Below are 15,821 nucleotides of genomic sequence, written 5' to 3'. Positions count from 1 at the left end.
CTGGCTGGCGGATTCAATGCCGGGACAGCATGGCGGTGCCGCGGTAGGCGTGCGGTGAAGCATGACCCGGTCGCGCATTCATCCGCTGCCGGCTGCGGCGCAACCTGCGTGGCGGCCTTCAGCCATCGCCGGCCAGCGCGATCCTTACCCGCGAGGCCAGTTCGCCGATGGTGAACGGTTTGCCGATCAGGTGAACCTGCGCATCCAGCACGTTGTTGTCGACCAGCGCGTTGCGGCTGTTGCCGGTGGCGAACAGCACCTTCAGCTGCGGATGGCGCGCGCGTGCCTGCTCGGCCAGCTGCCGTCCATTGACCTCGGGCATCACCACGTCGGTAAACAACAGCGCGACCTCTGGATGGGCCTGCAGCAGCGCCAAGGCGCTGGCGGCGCCATCTGCGGCCAGTACCCGATAGCCGAGTTCAGTGAGGGCATCGACTGAGAACGCGCGGACGGCCGCATCATCGTCCACGACGAGAATGTGCTCGCGCCCACCGTGCAGGGCCGGCGCATCGTCATCCGATGCGGCAGCGGGCATGTCGACGTCGGCCAGCAGCCGCGGCAGGTAGACCTGTACCCGCGTCCCTTTGCCGGGCGCGGAATCGAGTTTCACATGCCCGGCCGATTGCTGGACGAAGCCATACACCTGCGACAGCCCGAGCCCGGTGCCCTGGCCGACCTGCTTGGTGGTGAAGAACGGATCGAACGCGCGCGCCATCACCTCCGGCGTCATCCCGTTGCCGTCGTCGGTCACCGCGATCACGACGTAGTCGCCTGCAGGCACGCCCGCATGCGCCGATGCGGTGTCGAGGTCGACGCGCTGGTTGCGGGTCTCGATCTTCAATCGGCCGCCGGAGGGCATCGCATCGCGCGCGTTGACCGCCAGGTTCAGGACCACGTTCTCCAGCTGGTTGGCGTCGGCATGGGTCCACCACAGGCCCGCGCCGAGTGCGGTTTCCAGGATGATGCTGCTGCCAAGGGAATGCCCCAGCAGGTCGGTCATGCCGGCCACCAGGCGGTTGGCATCCATCGCCACCGGCTGCAGCGGTTGCTGGCGCGAGAACGCAAGCAGGCGCTGGGTCAGCTGGGCGGCGCGCTGCGCGCCATCAAGGGCCATTTCAATGTAGCGGCTGGCGCGCGCGTCGCTGTCGCCGAGGCGCAGCGCCAGCAGGTCGAGCGGCCCGATCACCGTCGCCAGCATGTTGTTGAAGTCATGGGCGATACCACCGGTCAGCTGGCCGACCGCCTCCATCTTGCGGCTCTGCCGAAGCGCCTCTTCCACCCGCAGGCGCTCGGCGACCTCGGCCCGCACACGTGCCTCCAGCTGCCCGTTCAGCTCCTGCAGGCGCGCATCGGCGGCCTTCCTTGCGGTGATGTCGATGGCCACGCCCAGCACGCGCACGCACCTGCCGAACTCGAAGATGCCGCGGCCCTTGGCGGCGACCCAGCGGACGATGCCATCCTCCTTGCCGACAGTGCGGTATTCCACGTCATAGGTCTTGCGTTGCTCGGGATCGCAGGCGGCGGCGAACGCGGCCAGGGTTGCCGCGCGATCGTCCGGGTGCAGTCCGGCACGGAAGTCGTCCATGGTCACCGGCGCACCGGCGGAGATGCCGAACATGGCCTTGGTGCGCGCCGGCCAGATCAGCACGTCCTGCACCATGTCCACGTCCCAGAACCCTTGCTCGCCTGCTTCGGTGGCCAGCCGCAGGCGTTCTTCGCTGTCGGCCAGCGCCGCTTCGGCGGCCTTCCGACCGGAGAGATCCAGCATGGCCCCGATCATCCGCAGCGGGGCGCCATCGGCGTCGCGCAGGACCGTTCCGCGATCCAGCACCGACGCATAACTGCCATCCGCACGCTGGAAGCGGTACTCGTCCGTCCAGCCGCTGCCGTGGCCGTCAATCACGGCGTGGATGCCGTGATCGATACGCGCGCGGTCATCGGGGTGGATGTGCTGCAGCCACCATTGCGCGGTCGTGTTCTTTTCCGTGTGGCCGAACAGGCTGGCCAGCGCTTCGTTCCAGATCACCTGGCCATCGGCGATGCGCCAATCCCAGATGGCATCGTTGGTGGCCTGTGCGGCCAGCCGGTAACGTTCTTCGATATCACGACGCTCGGCTTCGGCGGCCTTGCGGTCGGTGATGTCCAGCGACGTACCGACCAGGCCGATCACGGCGCCATCGGCGTCGCGCAGCGGCGATTTGGTCGACAGCCACCAGGCCCGGCGACCATCGGGGAAGCTCACTTCCTCCTCCAGCTGCTCGCTGTTGCCGCTGGACATGATGCGCTCGTCGGTCGCCATCACCGACGCCGCCTGCGCGGGGTCGCCCAACAGCTCGGCATCGGTGCGCCCGATATATTCCCCCGGCGGCAGGCCGATCAGCTCGGTGGTGCCGTGGTTGCCGATCAGCAGCCGGCCTTGCCGGTCCTTGGCATACATCACGCCCGGTGCCGCCTCCACGAACGAGCGCAGCAGCGCCTGTGCCTGGTCGCGCTCGGCCTCGACGCGCAGGCGTTCATCGATGTCGATCAGCACACCCGGGAAACCCAGCGCACGGCCCTGCCCATCCAGATCGACCCTGCCGATGCTCTCCAGCCAGTGGTAGCTGCCATCGGTGGCGCGCGCGCGGTACTGGTGGGCAAAGCGCCCGCCCGTCTGCACGGTCTGCTCAATCGCCGCCGACAGCGCAGGCAGGTCTTCGGGATGCACGGCGCCCAGCACGTCCTGCAGGTGCAGCTTCCGCTGTGCCATGGCCGGGTCCAGGCCGAAGGCGCGGGCCAGGGCTTCATCGACCGTGAGCTGGTCGGCCTGGACGTCCCAGAACCAGGTGCCGACGATGGCCCCGGCGGCCAGTGCCATGTTGACGCTGTCGGTGGCCCGGCTGTCGCGGGTGGCAAATGAGGGCAGGGACGTCACGTTGATCTCGAGCGGGAGGAGGGGTGCTGCGCCAGCGTGGCAGGATCAGCACGGGCGAAGGGGCGCAAGTCTAGGCAGCGCCGCGTCACGGCTGCGTGGTGCCGGTTCCCGACGGGGAGCAGGCTACACTGCGGCTCCCATCCCGGCAGGGAACATCGATGTCCGCAGCAGAAGCCGGCGAGGCCTTTCGCCAGAGAGCGCTGCATGAGTGTGCCGCGATCGCTGCGGCGCTGTCGTCGGCATCCGACCCGCACCCGGCCATCCATTCCGCGCGCAAGGCCATCCGCCGATTGCGGTCCCTGTTGGCGCTGCTGGAGCACGCGGCGCTGGACGTCGAGGCTGCCGACCTGGGATTGAAGCGCCTGGGTGATGGCCTGTCCCGCCTCCGTGATGCGCATGTGGTGGTCGAGGTCGCCCGGCAACTGCAGGAGCGGGTTGCCGATCCTCGATGGAGCGGCGTCATCCGGATGCTGGTCCTGCGTCGTGAGGGGCTGCTGCAGGCGACCCTGCAGCGTGACCCGGGGTTTGCACGCCGCCTGCGTGTCCTGGCAGCGGTGCAGCAGCAGTTGGCGGTCCAATCCTGGCATCAGCTGCGGCGTGGCCCGCTGCGCCAGAATCTCGAGCGTAGCTGGCGCCGCGTGGACAAGGCTGCCGCACGGGCGAAACGCGACGGCGGTGCCGCGGCGGTCCACCGCTGGCGACGACGCGTGCGCAGGCTGCGCATGCAACTGGATATCGCCTGCGACCTGCAGCTGCACGTGCCGCACAGCAGGTCGCTGCATGCCTCGGGGCATCGTTACAAGGCGCTGCATCGCCTCAGCGACGAGCTTGGCCGGCAGCAGGACCTGCGGCTGCTGCGCAACCTGGTGCGGGCGATGCCTGCCAGTGACGGCAAGCGCTCAGTGATGCAGCAGATCAACGGAGAGCTGGCGCCGGACTGAATCCAGGGGCATCGGGACGTACGGCCACCTGACGTTCCGGTCTGCTTCGAAGGCTGGGATGGTCCCAGCCCCGAAGCGCTGGCGGAGCGTTCAATCGTCTCCGCTGCTCACCCGCGCCACCCGCTTTCGATACTCATACACGTTGTCGCCGCGGATCCGCTTTTCCTGCGTGCCCGAGATCGAATCGATCCGGCGATCCGAGCCGGTCACCGGCTTGGCATCGATCTCGGTCTCGTGCTCGAACGAATGCGATTTGTCGGTATTGCGGTAGAAGCGGTACAGCGCCCAGTACAGCGCAGTTGCGCCGGCCGGGCCTGCGGCCAACAACCAAAGACCACTGTCATCACTCATGTGCTGGCCACCAGGAAGGCAATTGCGAGGGCTTCGATGATCGTACCTGCGGTCAGCGCCGCCAGCAGCATCTTCCACTGCTGCACCGGCACGCTGCCCATGGTTTCACCGGTCCGGCCGTTCACCGCGATGTAGTGCAGCATGCCGCCGTTCCTGCCGGGCTGGTGGTACGAATACAGCCACACCGGCAGGTACATGGCCACCCAGCGGGTGCCGTGCACTTCCAGTTGCTCCTGTTCCCAGCGCACGCCACGGTCGTAACGGCGCACCGTGCCTTCCACCTGCGCGCGGGCGATCGACAGCAGCTGGTCTTCCAGGCGCGGCCGCAGCTTCTCGACGTCCAGGTTGCGCTTTTCCGAAGTGAACCCGGCCAGGTAGGAGGCGTTCCACTTCACCGCGTTCTTGGTGTCGAACGGCAGAATCGTGTTGATGATGTTGTTGGTGTTGGCGCTCGTGTCCAGGTTGCCGCGCTCGGCAGAGGATTCCAGCGGCAGGTCGTCCACGGTGAAATCGACCTGGCGTTCCACCTGGTAGATGTCCGCGTCGTAGTAGGTCTGCTTGTTCTTCTCGGTGCCACGGGTGTACTCGCGGGTCTTGATCTCACCCTTGCCAGCCACCGCTGCGCTGACATTGCCGTCGACGATCATGTAGGGCAGGTACACGCCCACCACGTTCTCCGGGGTGAACTGTTCCTTGAACGCCTTGAGCGCGAACATCCGGCGCTTGTCGACGAACTGGCGGATGCGCGCGACTGCATCCTCCTTCTTGATATGGAACGGCAGCACGGCGTCGGGCACCGCGCCGTTGGCGATCTGTTCGTTCACGCCGAACACATGCCGGCACCAGTGGCAGCGTGCGGTCATCGTGCTTTCGGTGTTGACCGTGACTTCGGCGCCGCAACCGGTGCACTTGAAGGTCATCAGTGCCGAGGTGTCGGCGTCGATATCGCGTGCGCCCGATGCGATGACGGTGCCACGCAGCTGGTCGATGGCTTCGCCCAGCCCGAATTCCTCCTCCACGCGCGCGCCATGCCATTGGTGACGGCAGTACAGGCAGACCAGGATGTCGGTGCCCAGCTTGGGCCGTATGTCGGTGGCGCCGCACTTGGGGCAGCGGTTGAGGCCGTCTTTCAGTTCGGCCGCAGCGGTATCGATGGCGACCGGGTCGGGCGCCTCGACTTCGTTGCGGATGGCCTCAGGCAGCTTGGAGGTATCCAGCGGGAAGCTGCCGGGCAGGGGAGGAACATCCTGCGGCGAACCGGGGCCGTCCAGCACCGCCGCCGGCAGGGGCGGGGGTGCTGAAGCGGAACCGGGCAGCGGCGGAGGCGTGTTTCTGGGATCGGACATGGTGGTTGCGCGTCCTGCGTCTTCTTACAGTCCCAGCGCCTTGGCCTTCAGCGCGTCGTAGTCGGTCTGGGTGATCAGGCCCAGGTCGAGCATTTCCTTGGCCTTCTTCAGCTTGGCCACCGGGTCGTCGGCGGCAGGGGCGGCCGGGGTTGCCGGCTGCTGCAGGTTGCCCGCGCCGAACATGCCCGATGCCATGCCCACGCCGACAAGCCCGGCGGCACCGCCGTTCTCACCGGCGGACTGGATGCCCTGGGCGACGCTGGCCTGCAGGTTGGAATTGCCACGCGAGCCGGACAGCGCATCGGCGCGCTGCACGGTCTTCAGCAGCTCGCGGGTGTTGGCGTCGTATTCGATCGAGACGATGGCGGTCTTGACGATGGCCAGGCCACGATCGGACTTCCACTGGTAGCCCTGTTCGACGGCGGCCGACAGGCTCTGCGCAAAGCCCAGCGAATCCTGCTGCAGCTTGGTGATGCGGTTGCCCTTGCCCGGATCGTTGGTGTACAGGCTGAACGCCGGTGCCAGCGAACCCACCACTTCATTGAACAGCTGGCTGGCAGCGGCATTGTCCAGGTCGGTGAAGTCGAACACCTGGCCCGGCCGCAGGTAGCTGGCCGGCACGAAGTTCTTCACGAACAGGATCGGGTCGACGATCTTCAGCGTGTACGAACCACGGGTGACCGCGCCGACCTGGGTGTTGAGGAAACCGTCGTCCCAGTAGATCTCCGACTGGGTGCCGAAGCGGTTGTCCGGCAGTTCCTTCAGCGAAACAAAGAAGGCGGCCTGCTGCGAGCCCGGCTGGCCGCCGAACTTGAAGCGCTCCCAGCTCTGCTTGATGAAGGTGCTGACCAGGCCGTCGCCGGCGAAGATCGACTGCGAGTTCAGATCGTCCGAGCGCCACTCGTAGCCACCCGGCTCGGCCACGAAGGCAGTGATCGCGCCATCCTGCAACAGCAGCAGGCCGTAGCCCTCGGGCACGACGATCTTCGAACCGTTGCTGATGATGTTGGAGGAGCCGCTGGTGTTCGAACCGCGCCCGGCATTGGTGCCCTGCGGCACCGCCGCGAACAGGGCTGCCGTGGACGGCAGGCCGGTCGGCACGGTGTAGAAGTCCTTCCACTGGTCGGCCAGCACACCGCCGACTGCACCCTTCACCGCTTGTACCAGACCCATGAACCCACTCCCTGTAGTTGCCGGACAGGCACCACGCCTGTCGTGCTCGGCTGACTATAGAGGAGGCAGCCTGCATGCGGCTAGCGGACGGGCAGATCCCCATTCATCTCGCGTCACAGGCCAGGTGCGGTTGATCAGGCCGTGGCTGGACTGTCGGCACCGCGCCGGCGACAGTCCGGCCTGGGCACGGCCCCGCAGCGACTCAAGCCTGCACAGTGCTGGCAACCCGGGGTTCCGGAGCCGGTGCCGATGATTGCTCCATCACACATTCCAGGCCTGAAGCATCTGTGTCCAGCAGGCAGGTGGCGAACAGCAGGAAGCGATAGGCATCGGTGAAATTCGATCCCAGCCCGAACGAAATCCTGACCGCACCGCAATCACCCTTCTCCAGGATCTTCTCGTCGAATGTGGTGCAGTCGAGAATCTTCCCGGTCTTGTCCAGTTCACAGTGCTCGGCGCCTGCGGTAGCGTAGGTCGCCTGCTGGACGGCGCCCAGGTTGCAGAAGCAGCCATTGCGCAGGGTGATGCCGAACCGGTCTGCGGCGCGCTTGATGCGGGCGTGCGGCAGGATGGAGCCATAGCAGTCGAAGAAGTTCAGCATCAGCGTCGCGCCCCGCTGCGCAGCGGGCGGGCCATAGATCTGGCACAGCGGCAACGCGCCGCCGATGTGGTGGCGAAGCGATGACAGCTGCGCCTGCAGCCACTCGGCCAACGCACGCGAGCGCAACGCGACCGCTTCCACTCCGCCCAGTGCGGCCACGAATTCGAAGCCTCTGGCGATGGCGGGGAAGGCGGCGTAGTTGGGCGTGCCGACTTCGAATCGCTGGCCCGCATCGCGGTACAACAGACGATCGGTGGGTGACCATGGCCCGGAGTAGTAGCACACGCCACCACCGGCAAACGACGGCGGTTTCAGCAGGTCGAGTGCGGCCCGCCGGGCGAGCAGGCAACCGGCGCCGGTGGGATAACCGAAGATCTTGTAGAACGACGCCACCACAAAATCGGGGTGATGACGGCCGCAGTCAAGCCGGTATTGCGGCACCAGGGCCGCCGCGTCACACAGCACCGTCGCGCCATGCGCCTGGGCCCGCTCGATCCAGGCCAGATCGTGCCGGGCGCCGGTCGCATTGGATTGCGCGGGAAAAGCGAGCAGATGCGGCGCGCCGGGCTGCAGCCGCTGCAACGCGCGCCACATCAGCCCTTCATGCAACAGCAGCTCGTCATCCAGCGGAATGTACTTCACCTGTGCGCCCTTCGCCGTGGCGTACTCGCGCAAGCCGTGTACCGAGGTGTGATTGTCCTTGGTCAGCAGTGCCTGCGACCCGGCCTGGAACGGGAATGACTCGGCCACCAACCGGATTGCGCTGCTGGCATTGGCGGTGAACAGTATCTCGTACTCCTCCGGCGTGGTTCCGAAGAAGGCGTGGATCTGCCCACACGCCCCATGAAGTGCGTCCTGGGATGCTTTCGATCCGCTGTGCGGATTGCCGAGAATCGTCCGCTTGAGTGCCTGGTAATCCTGCTCAAGCAGGCTGTCGGGTGGCAATGTTCCGCCCACGTGATCCAGATAGGTCACCTGTTGCTCATCCAGCCGCGCATATTCCTGCTGGCGCATGGCCTCGACCTGATCATGGGGATAATCGGGGTGGTCTGCGAGGAACTGTGCACGAGCGCTTTCGAAGCCGCGCATCGCGCGCGCATCCTGCTGCAGCGGCAGGTGGAACGCCAGCAGGGGTGAGAAATCCGGCGCCCGGAGGGCGGCCTGCGCAGGGGTGTGTGCAGCATCGACACAGCCGCGCAACAACCAGGCTTCCACCTGGTAACGCCGGTCTGGCACTGCTGCATGGACGGCGTCCAGCATCGCGTCCAGATAGCGCTCCCTGCTGGGGGCGTCGCACTGGTTGAACTCCTCCAGAAGGATGCAGGCGTTGAACAGGAACTCGCGCACATCGGCGTCGCCCATGGCAAACGCGAGGGGCCGCAGTTCAGCCATCTCGCCCTCGCGCGGGGAAAGTCCTTCGATCGCGAACGCGCGTGTGATGGGCGACGGGTCGGTCAGGCTCAGGGCTGCATCCATCAGCCGCGAGGGCATGCCGAAGTGCTGCCGTGACTGCTCGCGGGCCAGCTCGAACAGCTGGTTGTAGTGGAATGCCGTGGCGTAGACCCGTCCGCCAGGGCGGAGCACACGCCTGAACTCACGGGCGACGCGCGCCTTGTCCGGCGGGAACATCAGGCCGAACCCGCAGACGATGACGTCGAAGCTGGCGTCGGCGAAGGGCAGCTCCGCCATGTCCACATCGGCAAGGAGGGGCACGTTGCGCTGCACCTCATCGCTCAGCACGCTGCGTGCCACGTTCACAGCGATCGCCGACAGATCGGTGGCGACCAGCCGTAGGCCGAGCGGCCTGCTCAGGTGCTGGTAAAGGTTTGCGGTGATGACCCCGGTGCCGCAGGCGACCTCCAGGACGTCGGACGCGTTGAAACCGGCCCGGATGTCGCCAGCGATCTCCTCGGCCAGCAGCTTTCCGTAGGGACCGAAAATGCGCTGGCTCAGTACGCGCTCATAGAACTCCATGAACGTGCTGAGCGACCATTTCCGTTCGGATACAACCTTGCACTGATGCGGCGAGACATCCTGCATGGCATGCTCCCTGTGGCCGGAGGCCGGTGAATCTTCGCCGCCTTTATTGCATGGGAGTAAATGTCTTTAAGTGATATTAATCACATAAAGCAGGATTGATAATCCGTGAAAGGGCGGGCAGCCCTATATTCCCCCATTCATGGGGCAACGGCCGATTCGGCGCTTGCATCATTCTGTTCTGCAGCATCGCTTCGCGCAGGGTCAGCGCACCGACTGCGGCACACGGCGCAGCTTGCCGGTGTCGTATCCCATTGCCTGGATGCGGGCGACCGCCTGCTGGTAGTCCGCCTCGCTCACCTGCGGCGTGCGCGCCATGTACCACACGTAGTCACGCTTGCTGCGAGCCACGATGGTCTGGGTGTAGCCCTCATCCAGCCAGGCAATCAGGTATTCGGCCTGGATGGGCCAGATGAACTGCATTCCCCAGACCGCACCATTGCCGTGTTTTTCCACACGGCCCACCGGGTGCATCGACTTCTGTGGCGACTGGAAGCTGCCCTTGCGATAGGTGAAAGTGGTCTGGATGCGGCCATCGGCCTGCAGCGCGTAGCTTTCCACCGCGTCGAAGGCCTCGCGCTCGGGCCGGGACGGAATATGGGCGATGACGTACCAGTCGCCCATGAAGCGCGGCACGTCCACCTTCGGAGGCAGCGGGATGGGGCGGGTGTCGTGGCTGCTGCAGCCTGCGCCGAACAGGGCAACGGCCAGCAGCGGGAACAGCGATGCGATACGCATGAGGGCGGTCTCCTTCAACGCGGGCGGAACAGGTAGTGGGCGACCAGCCATTGCTGGCCGTCGTCGTAGCCGAACAATTCGGCGCATGCCATCCAGAACATGCGCCAGCGCTGCCACCAGATGCGTGCCGCCGCTTCGTCGCCATAGGTCTGTGCCAGCACCGGCAGCAGCTGTTCACGGGCGGCATCCTGGTTGGCCAGCCAATGGTTGGCCGTGCGCTGGTAGTGCGTGCCGTCCAGCAGCCAGCGCTGGTCCAGCACCAGGTCGCGCTGGAAGTGCAGCAGCGTGTCCGCTGCCGGCATCAGGCCGCCGGTGAAGAAATGCCGGCCCATCCAGTTGTCGTCGCCCTCGGTCTCGAACGGATACATCAGCGTGCGATGGGCGAAAATGTGCACGAACAGCGCACCGTCCGGCTTCAGCCAACGGGCAATGCGGCCCAGCAGGCGGTCGTAGTTGCGGACGTGCTCGAACATCTCCACCGACACGCAGCGATCAAATGCAGCGGCAGGCAGGTCCAGCTGGTTGACGTCCCGGGTGAGTACCTCGACGTTGCCGAGCCCGCGCGCCTCGCACTGCGCCAGGATATGGCTGCGCTGGCTGTGCGAGTTGGACACGGCGGTGATGCGCGCGTTCGGGTAGCGCTCGGCCATCCACAGCGTCAGCGAGCCCCAGCCGCAGCCCAGCTCAAGAATGCCCTGGCCGTCGGCCAATCCGGCGCGCTGCCCGTACAGCTCCAGCATCGCATCCTCGGCCTGGTCCAGCGTCTCGCTGCCGGTGCGGTAGTAGCAGCTGCTGTACTTCAGGCGATGCCCCAGGCAGCCCTGGAAGAAGGCGGCAGGCACCTCGTAATGCTGGCGGTTGGCCGCATCCACGTGCAGTGCCAGTGGGCTGCCAGCGAGCTCGGCGATACGGCGGCTGAAGCGCTGCGCCTGCTCCTCCATGCTGCCGCTCGACTCCTCGGCCAGGCGTTGCGCACACAGGCGGCGTATGCCCGCGCGCAGCGCCGCATCGGGCAGCCAGCCACGCTCGGCCCAACCGGTAAGGCCGGCTTCCGTATCGGCAACCGGAGCAAGGGACGGGGTGCTGTTCATCGGGATCACTCCTTGGGGCTGCGCGGAAACCAGGGGAAGAACATCGGGGTACTGCGCTGGTAGTCGCGATAGTCATCGCCTCGACTGCGCAGCGCCTGTTTCTCGGTGAAGGGAACGCCACTGAGGTAGCGCAGGAACACGTACATCAGCACCGGCCCGGACCAGGCCAGCCACCACAAGGGTGAGCCGGCTGCCAGCAGTACATAGGTGAACCAGTGCAGCCACTCGAAGAAGTAATTGGGATGGCGCGTGTACCGCCACAGTCCTTGGCGGCAGGTCCGGCCCCTGTTCGCCGGGTCGGCACGGAAGCGCGCCAGTTGACGGTCGGCCAGTGCTTCGCCGCCCACGCTGAGCAGCCACACGACGACCGCCGCTGCGATCCAGCCAGGCATGTCGCTGTGGGGATTGCCAGCCACGGCCGTGAACGGCAGCGCAAACAGCACCACCAGCAGCGCCTGTGCCATGAAGAAGCCGAAGATCCTGCCCTGGTGGCCGCGCCAGTGTTCGCGCAGATAGCGGTAGCGACCGTCTTCTTCCTCGCTGCGTACGCGGCGCCATAGATGCAGGGCGAGACGACTTCCCCACAGGCCACCCAGTACCGCCAGTGCGATGCGTGGCTGCAGCGCGCCATCGCCCAGCCATGCAAGCAGCAGCGCGCCTGCCGCCACGCCCTTTGCCCACAGCACATCGACGATGCCGATGTTGCGGTGCCTGCGCTGCCAGGCCCAGCCCCAGGCCATGATCAGCACGGCGTACAGCAGTACCCACCACAGAATGTTCATCAGGCGGCTCCGATCAATGGGGTGTCACGATTGCTGGGCGTTCCGCGACGGGCGACGGCGCACAGCAGCGACAGCGCCACGCACCAGCCCAGCGCCAGCGTTGCCACGCCCAGCCAGGCCGGGGCGGTGAAATGTACGGCCTGGAAACCCCGCGCCGCGGACAGATACGCCAGCGGCGCCAGCAGGCCCAGGGCCACCGGCAGCAGCCAGTGCCGCTGCAGGAACGCCATCGACGCCGTCAGCGTCATCGCAAAGGCCGCCCACAGGGCGAAAATCCACGGTGGCGGCACCCATCCAAGCGGTGCGGCGGCGTACTGCACAGCACCGCTGGCTGCAGCGCTGCCATCCACCAGCCAGGCACACCCCAGCGCGAGCAACAGCAGGCGCAGCTCCAGGCGTGGCCGAGGTGAGGCAAGCAACTGGCTCCCTACATACAGCGTGGCCGACAGCAGGGCCGGCCATTGCCAGCCGCGGCCGGCACCGGCAACGGCGCACAGCCATACCAGCTGGTTGCCGATCACGTTGACCCAGGTGCGGCGCATGTCAGCCGTCCCGTTGGCCATGGACGTCCGTTTCGGGACGGTAGCCCGGCCGTGCCAGCAGCAGATGGGACACGCCGATCGAGCGCTCCAGGAAGCCACCCTCGCAGTAGGCCAGATAGAACTCCCACAGCCTGCAGAAGCGGTCATCGAAACCCTGCGCACGTACCGCCGGCAACTGCGCCAGGAAGCGCTGCCGCCAGGCGCGCAGGGTGAGGGCATAGGAGTGGCCGAAATCCTGCTGGGCGATCAGCTGCAGGTCGCAGGCCCGGGTCTTGGCGGCCAGGATGGCGTTGATCGAGGGAATGAAGCTGCCGGGAAACACGAAGCGCTTGATGTAGTCCACGCTGCGACGCGCCTGCTCGTAGCGCTGGTCCTCGATGGTGATGGCCTGCAGCAGGGCCACGCCATCGGGCTTCAGCAGCCGCTGCAGGGTGGCCATGTAGGTGTCCAGATACTCGGCACCGATGGCCTCGATCATCTCGATCGACACCAGCTTGTCGAACTGGCCCTGCAGATCACGGTAGTCCTGCATCAGCAGGGTCACGCGCTCCTGCAGGCCCGCCTCGGCCACACGCTGGGCGGCAAGCGCGTGCTGTTCGGCGGAGATGGTGGTGGTGGTCACATGGCAGCCGTAGTGCTGAGCGGCATGCAGGGCGAACCCGCCCCAGCCGGTGCCGATCTCGACGACGCGATCACCGGGCTGCAGCTGCAGCTGCTGGCAGATGCGGTCCAGCTTGCGGCGCGAGGCGGTTTCCAGCGAGTCGCCGGCAGCGCTGAACACTGCCGAGGAGTACATCAGGTCCGGCGAAAGGAACAGCGCGAAGAAATCATTGCCCAGATCGTAGTGGGCGGCGATGTTGCGGCGACTGCCTTCGCGGCTGTTGCGCCGCAGGCGGTTCCAGCCGCGCAGCAGCCAGCCACCGATCCGCGCCGGCCCGCGTTCCATACCATCCAGCAGGTCGCGGTTGCGTACCAGCAGCCGCACCAGGGCCACCAGGTCATCGCAGTGCCAATCGCCGTGGATGTAGCTCTCACCCGCGCCGACGCTGCCCTGCGCGGCCACCTTGCGGTAGAACGCCATATCGCTGATGGTCACCGTGGCCTGCAGTGCGCCGGCATGATCACCGAGGATGACCTCGCCCAAGGGATCGCGTACCCGCAGCCCGCCTTCGCGCAGCGGCGCCAGTACCGCCAGCAGCCTCCGGCGCAGGAATACGTCCACCGCGCCGGGGCGGGGCAGGGCAACGGAAGGATTCAGCTCGTTCATCGCGGTTTCTCGGCAAGAGCGGGGTGGTCATGCACGGGATTGCGCTTCAGCCATAGGCGCAGTGCCTGCCAGTGGATGGCGGCGACCACCTGCACGGTCATCAACGGGTAGAACGCCAGTACCCGGGCCAGGCCGCGGCCATCGAGCGGGCGTCGCTGCATGGCCTGGGTGGCATCGAACTGTCGGACACCGTCGCGCCAGACCTGCATATGTACGCGCAGGTCATCGCCGGGCGCGGTGAAGCGCCAGTCGTAGCGGCAATCCATCGGCATGAAGGGGGAAACGTGGAAGGCTTTGTCGAACTGCCAGCGCAGGGCGCGCCCCTGTGGCTGTGCACTTTCAACAGGCAGCACATAGGCGTGCCGTTCCTTCCAGGGTGTGTTGGTGATGTCGGCGACGATGCAGTCCAGGGTACTGCCGTCGGCCCGATAGCAGTAATAGAAGCTGACCGGATTGAACACGTGGCCACCGAAGCGCAGGTGCGCCAACAGCCGCACCGGGCCGTCCGGGCGCCGCCCCAGCACGGTCGCGGCATGGTCACGCACGGCGTCTGCAAGCGATTTCTTGGGATCGCCGAGATAGTCGCTGCGGCGGAACTCTGCCAGGTTGCGGCGCCCGACCGACCACAGCCAGCGCCCGGCAAAGACCTGGTCCAACTCGTCCAGGTCCAGCAGCAGCTGCGCGATGGGGTAGCGGAAGGCATGCGGATGTGGATGGTGCCGGCGGTGCACCACCTGCCCGAAGTAGAGGGCGCTGGCGCTCATGCGGCCACCTCCACCTGCAGGGGAGGCGGCGCGCCGGCATTGCGCAGCTGCAGCGCATCCACTACGCGGCGGGCACTGCGGATTCCATCTTCATGGAAGCCCCAGCCCCAATAGGCACCCGCAAACCAGGTGTGCCTTCGGCCCTGCAGTTCGGCCCAGCGCCGCTGCGCGTCCACCGCAGCCGGATCATGCACCGGATGCGCGTAATGCAGACGGCGCAGCACCTTGGCCGGATCGATGGCCTCGCTGCGGTTGAGGGTCACCACCAGCGGCGTCTCACCGGGCAGCCCCTGCAACAGGTTCATGCAGTAGCTGACCGTGCAGGGTGCGGTGGGATCGCGCGGTACATGCGCGTTCCAGGCCGCCCACGCCTTGCGGTTGGCGGGCAGCACGGAGGCGTCGGTGTGCAGCACGGCCTCGTTGGGCTGGTAGCGGATCGCGCCGAGCACCGCATGCTCGATCGGATCGGCGTCGGCCAGCAGGGCAAGGGCCTGGTCGCTATGGCAGGCCAGGATCACTTCATCGAAGCCTTCAATGCCGGTTGCGGTGTGTACGCGTGCGCCCCAGGGCATGCGCTCGACCGCATGCACCGGGCATTCCAGCCGCTCATGCACCCGCCAGCGCGCACGCAGGGCGTCCACGTAGCGCGCCGAGCCGCCCTTGACCACGCGCCAGGGCGCGCGCCCGGTCATCTGCAGCATCTGGTGGTTGGCCATGAACTGCACCAGGTAACGCGCCGGGAAGTCGAGCACCTGCGCGGTCGGCGAGGACCACAACGCCGAGGCCATCGGAAGCAGATGCTCCTGCACGAACGCTTCGCCATAGCGCTGGCTGTGCAGGTACTGGCCCAGCGTGGGGCCGTGCTCCTCGCCCAGCAGCAGGGGCGCGTCGCGATAGAAGCGCCGCAGGTCGGCCAGCATTCCCCAGAAACGCGGTGAGAGCAGGTTGCGGCGCTGGCAGAACAGGCCATCCAGCGATGTGGCGTTGTACTCCACGCCGCTGCGCTCGCTGTGCATCGAGAAACTCATCGTGGTGGGCTGCGAGTCCACGCCAAGTTCGTCGAACAACGCCGACAGCAGCGGGTAATGCTGCGGATTGAAGACGATGAACCCGGTGTCGACCGCCATCCTGCGGCCGTCCACCGTCACCTCGTGGGTGTGGGTGTGGCCGCCCAGGTAGTCGTTGGCCTCGAACAGGGTGACGTCATGCTCGCCGTCCAGCCACCACGCGCTGGCCAGACCCGCGATGCCGGAACCGATGACTGCGATACGCAT

At 66.6% G+C, this 15,821-nt stretch carries 13 protein-coding genes; 1 reads left to right on the top strand and 12 read right to left on the bottom strand.

The features are described 5' to 3' along the window. Positions 1–118 precede the first annotated feature (118 nt). Entirely contained in the window at positions 119–2,914 is a 2,796-nt protein-coding gene (locus D0Y85_RS11085) for a PAS domain-containing sensor histidine kinase (RefSeq protein WP_240329202.1), read from the bottom strand. 158 nt (positions 2,915–3,072) lie between these two features. Between D0Y85_RS11085 and D0Y85_RS11080 the strand changes: the two genes are divergently transcribed. Further along, positions 3,073–3,855, top strand: a complete 783-nt coding sequence (locus D0Y85_RS11080) for a CHAD domain-containing protein (protein WP_117310497.1) — start codon at positions 3,073–3,075, stop codon at positions 3,853–3,855. Positions 3,856–3,945: 90 nt separating this feature from the next. Here the strand turns inward: D0Y85_RS11080 and D0Y85_RS11075 are convergent, their stop codons facing one another. The 11 genes from D0Y85_RS11075 to D0Y85_RS11025 form a co-directional block, all read right to left on the bottom strand. Continuing rightward, positions 3,946–4,206 carry a hypothetical protein gene (locus D0Y85_RS11075; protein WP_117310496.1) on the bottom strand — a complete coding sequence of 87 codons (261 nt, stop codon included), beginning with the start codon at positions 4,204–4,206 and terminating at the stop codon, positions 3,946–3,948. Beyond that, on the bottom strand, positions 4,203–5,552 hold the full coding sequence (locus D0Y85_RS11070) for a TFIIB-type zinc ribbon-containing protein (RefSeq protein ID WP_117310495.1): 1,350 nt from the start codon (positions 5,550–5,552) through the stop codon (positions 4,203–4,205). Before D0Y85_RS11070 ends, D0Y85_RS11075 begins: the two co-directional genes overlap by 4 nt. A gap of 24 nt (positions 5,553–5,576) precedes the next feature. Next, a complete protein-coding gene (locus D0Y85_RS11065) occupies positions 5,577–6,725 on the bottom strand; it encodes an SPFH domain-containing protein (protein ID WP_100436355.1) in 1,149 nt (382 codons plus the stop codon). 202 nt (positions 6,726–6,927) lie between these two features. Continuing rightward, positions 6,928–9,366: an aminotransferase class V-fold PLP-dependent enzyme gene (locus D0Y85_RS11060; protein ID WP_117310494.1), complete on the bottom strand. Its 2,439-nt coding sequence runs from the start codon at positions 9,364–9,366 to the stop codon at positions 6,928–6,930. Positions 9,367–9,567: 201 nt separating this feature from the next. Further along, the gene (locus tag D0Y85_RS11055) at positions 9,568–10,101 is read right to left on the bottom strand and encodes a lipocalin family protein (RefSeq protein ID WP_032974662.1); all 534 of its coding nucleotides are present in this window, start codon (positions 10,099–10,101) and stop codon (positions 9,568–9,570) included. 14 nt (positions 10,102–10,115) lie between these two features. After that, entirely contained in the window at positions 10,116–11,192 is a 1,077-nt protein-coding gene (locus D0Y85_RS11050) for a class I SAM-dependent methyltransferase (protein ID WP_117310493.1), read from the bottom strand. Positions 11,193–11,197: 5 nt separating this feature from the next. Next, a complete protein-coding gene (locus tag D0Y85_RS11045; RefSeq protein ID WP_117310492.1) occupies positions 11,198–11,977 on the bottom strand; it encodes a DUF1295 domain-containing protein in 780 nt (259 codons plus the stop codon). After that, a complete protein-coding gene (locus tag D0Y85_RS11040; protein WP_117311913.1) occupies positions 11,974–12,516 on the bottom strand; it encodes a DUF2878 domain-containing protein in 543 nt (180 codons plus the stop codon). Before D0Y85_RS11040 ends, D0Y85_RS11045 begins: the two co-directional genes overlap by 4 nt. A gap of 1 nt (position 12,517) precedes the next feature. Beyond that, positions 12,518–13,783 carry a cyclopropane-fatty-acyl-phospholipid synthase family protein gene (locus D0Y85_RS11035; protein ID WP_117310491.1) on the bottom strand — a complete coding sequence of 422 codons (1,266 nt, stop codon included), beginning with the start codon at positions 13,781–13,783 and terminating at the stop codon, positions 12,518–12,520. Next, complete coding sequence (locus tag D0Y85_RS11030; RefSeq protein WP_117310490.1) at positions 13,780–14,547, bottom strand: DUF1365 domain-containing protein; 768 nt, start codon at positions 14,545–14,547, stop codon at positions 13,780–13,782. The genes D0Y85_RS11035 and D0Y85_RS11030 overlap by 4 nt, the downstream gene beginning before the upstream one ends. Continuing rightward, the gene (locus D0Y85_RS11025) at positions 14,544–15,821 is read right to left on the bottom strand and encodes an FAD-dependent oxidoreductase (protein WP_117310489.1); all 1,278 of its coding nucleotides are present in this window, start codon (positions 15,819–15,821) and stop codon (positions 14,544–14,546) included. Before D0Y85_RS11025 ends, D0Y85_RS11030 begins: the two co-directional genes overlap by 4 nt.

The sequence above is a fragment of the Stenotrophomonas sp. G4 genome, assembly GCF_003428825.1.
Taxonomy (GTDB): domain Bacteria; phylum Pseudomonadota; class Gammaproteobacteria; order Xanthomonadales; family Xanthomonadaceae; genus Stenotrophomonas; species Stenotrophomonas indicatrix.
The sequence above is the reverse complement of the archived record's forward strand: the minus strand, read 5'-3'. Positions and strand labels throughout refer to the sequence as shown.

Bases quoted from the DNA above. Each gene is read 5' to 3' on its own strand.
- D0Y85_RS11080 (WP_117310497.1), top strand. From the start codon at position 3,073: ATGTCCGCAGCAGAAGCCGGCGAGGCCTTTCGCCAGAGAGCGCTGCAT.
- D0Y85_RS11075 (WP_117310496.1), bottom strand. From the start codon at position 4,206: ATGAGTGATGACAGTGGTCTTTGGTTGTTGGCCGCAGGCCCGGCCGGC.
- D0Y85_RS11070 (WP_117310495.1), bottom strand. From the start codon at position 5,552: ATGTCCGATCCCAGAAACACGCCTCCGCCGCTGCCCGGTTCCGCTTCA.
- D0Y85_RS11065 (WP_100436355.1), bottom strand. From the start codon at position 6,725: ATGGGTCTGGTACAAGCGGTGAAGGGTGCAGTCGGCGGTGTGCTGGCC.
- D0Y85_RS11060 (WP_117310494.1), bottom strand. From the start codon at position 9,366: ATGCAGGATGTCTCGCCGCATCAGTGCAAGGTTGTATCCGAACGGAAA.
- D0Y85_RS11055 (WP_032974662.1), bottom strand. From the start codon at position 10,101: ATGCGTATCGCATCGCTGTTCCCGCTGCTGGCCGTTGCCCTGTTCGGC.
- D0Y85_RS11050 (WP_117310493.1), bottom strand. From the start codon at position 11,192: ATGAACAGCACCCCGTCCCTTGCTCCGGTTGCCGATACGGAAGCCGGC.
- D0Y85_RS11040 (WP_117311913.1), bottom strand. From the start codon at position 12,516: ATGCGCCGCACCTGGGTCAACGTGATCGGCAACCAGCTGGTATGGCTG.
- D0Y85_RS11035 (WP_117310491.1), bottom strand. From the start codon at position 13,783: ATGAACGAGCTGAATCCTTCCGTTGCCCTGCCCCGCCCCGGCGCGGTG.
- D0Y85_RS11030 (WP_117310490.1), bottom strand. From the start codon at position 14,547: ATGAGCGCCAGCGCCCTCTACTTCGGGCAGGTGGTGCACCGCCGGCAC.
- D0Y85_RS11025 (WP_117310489.1), bottom strand. From the start codon at position 15,821: ATGCGTATCGCAGTCATCGGTTCCGGCATCGCGGGTCTGGCCAGCGCG.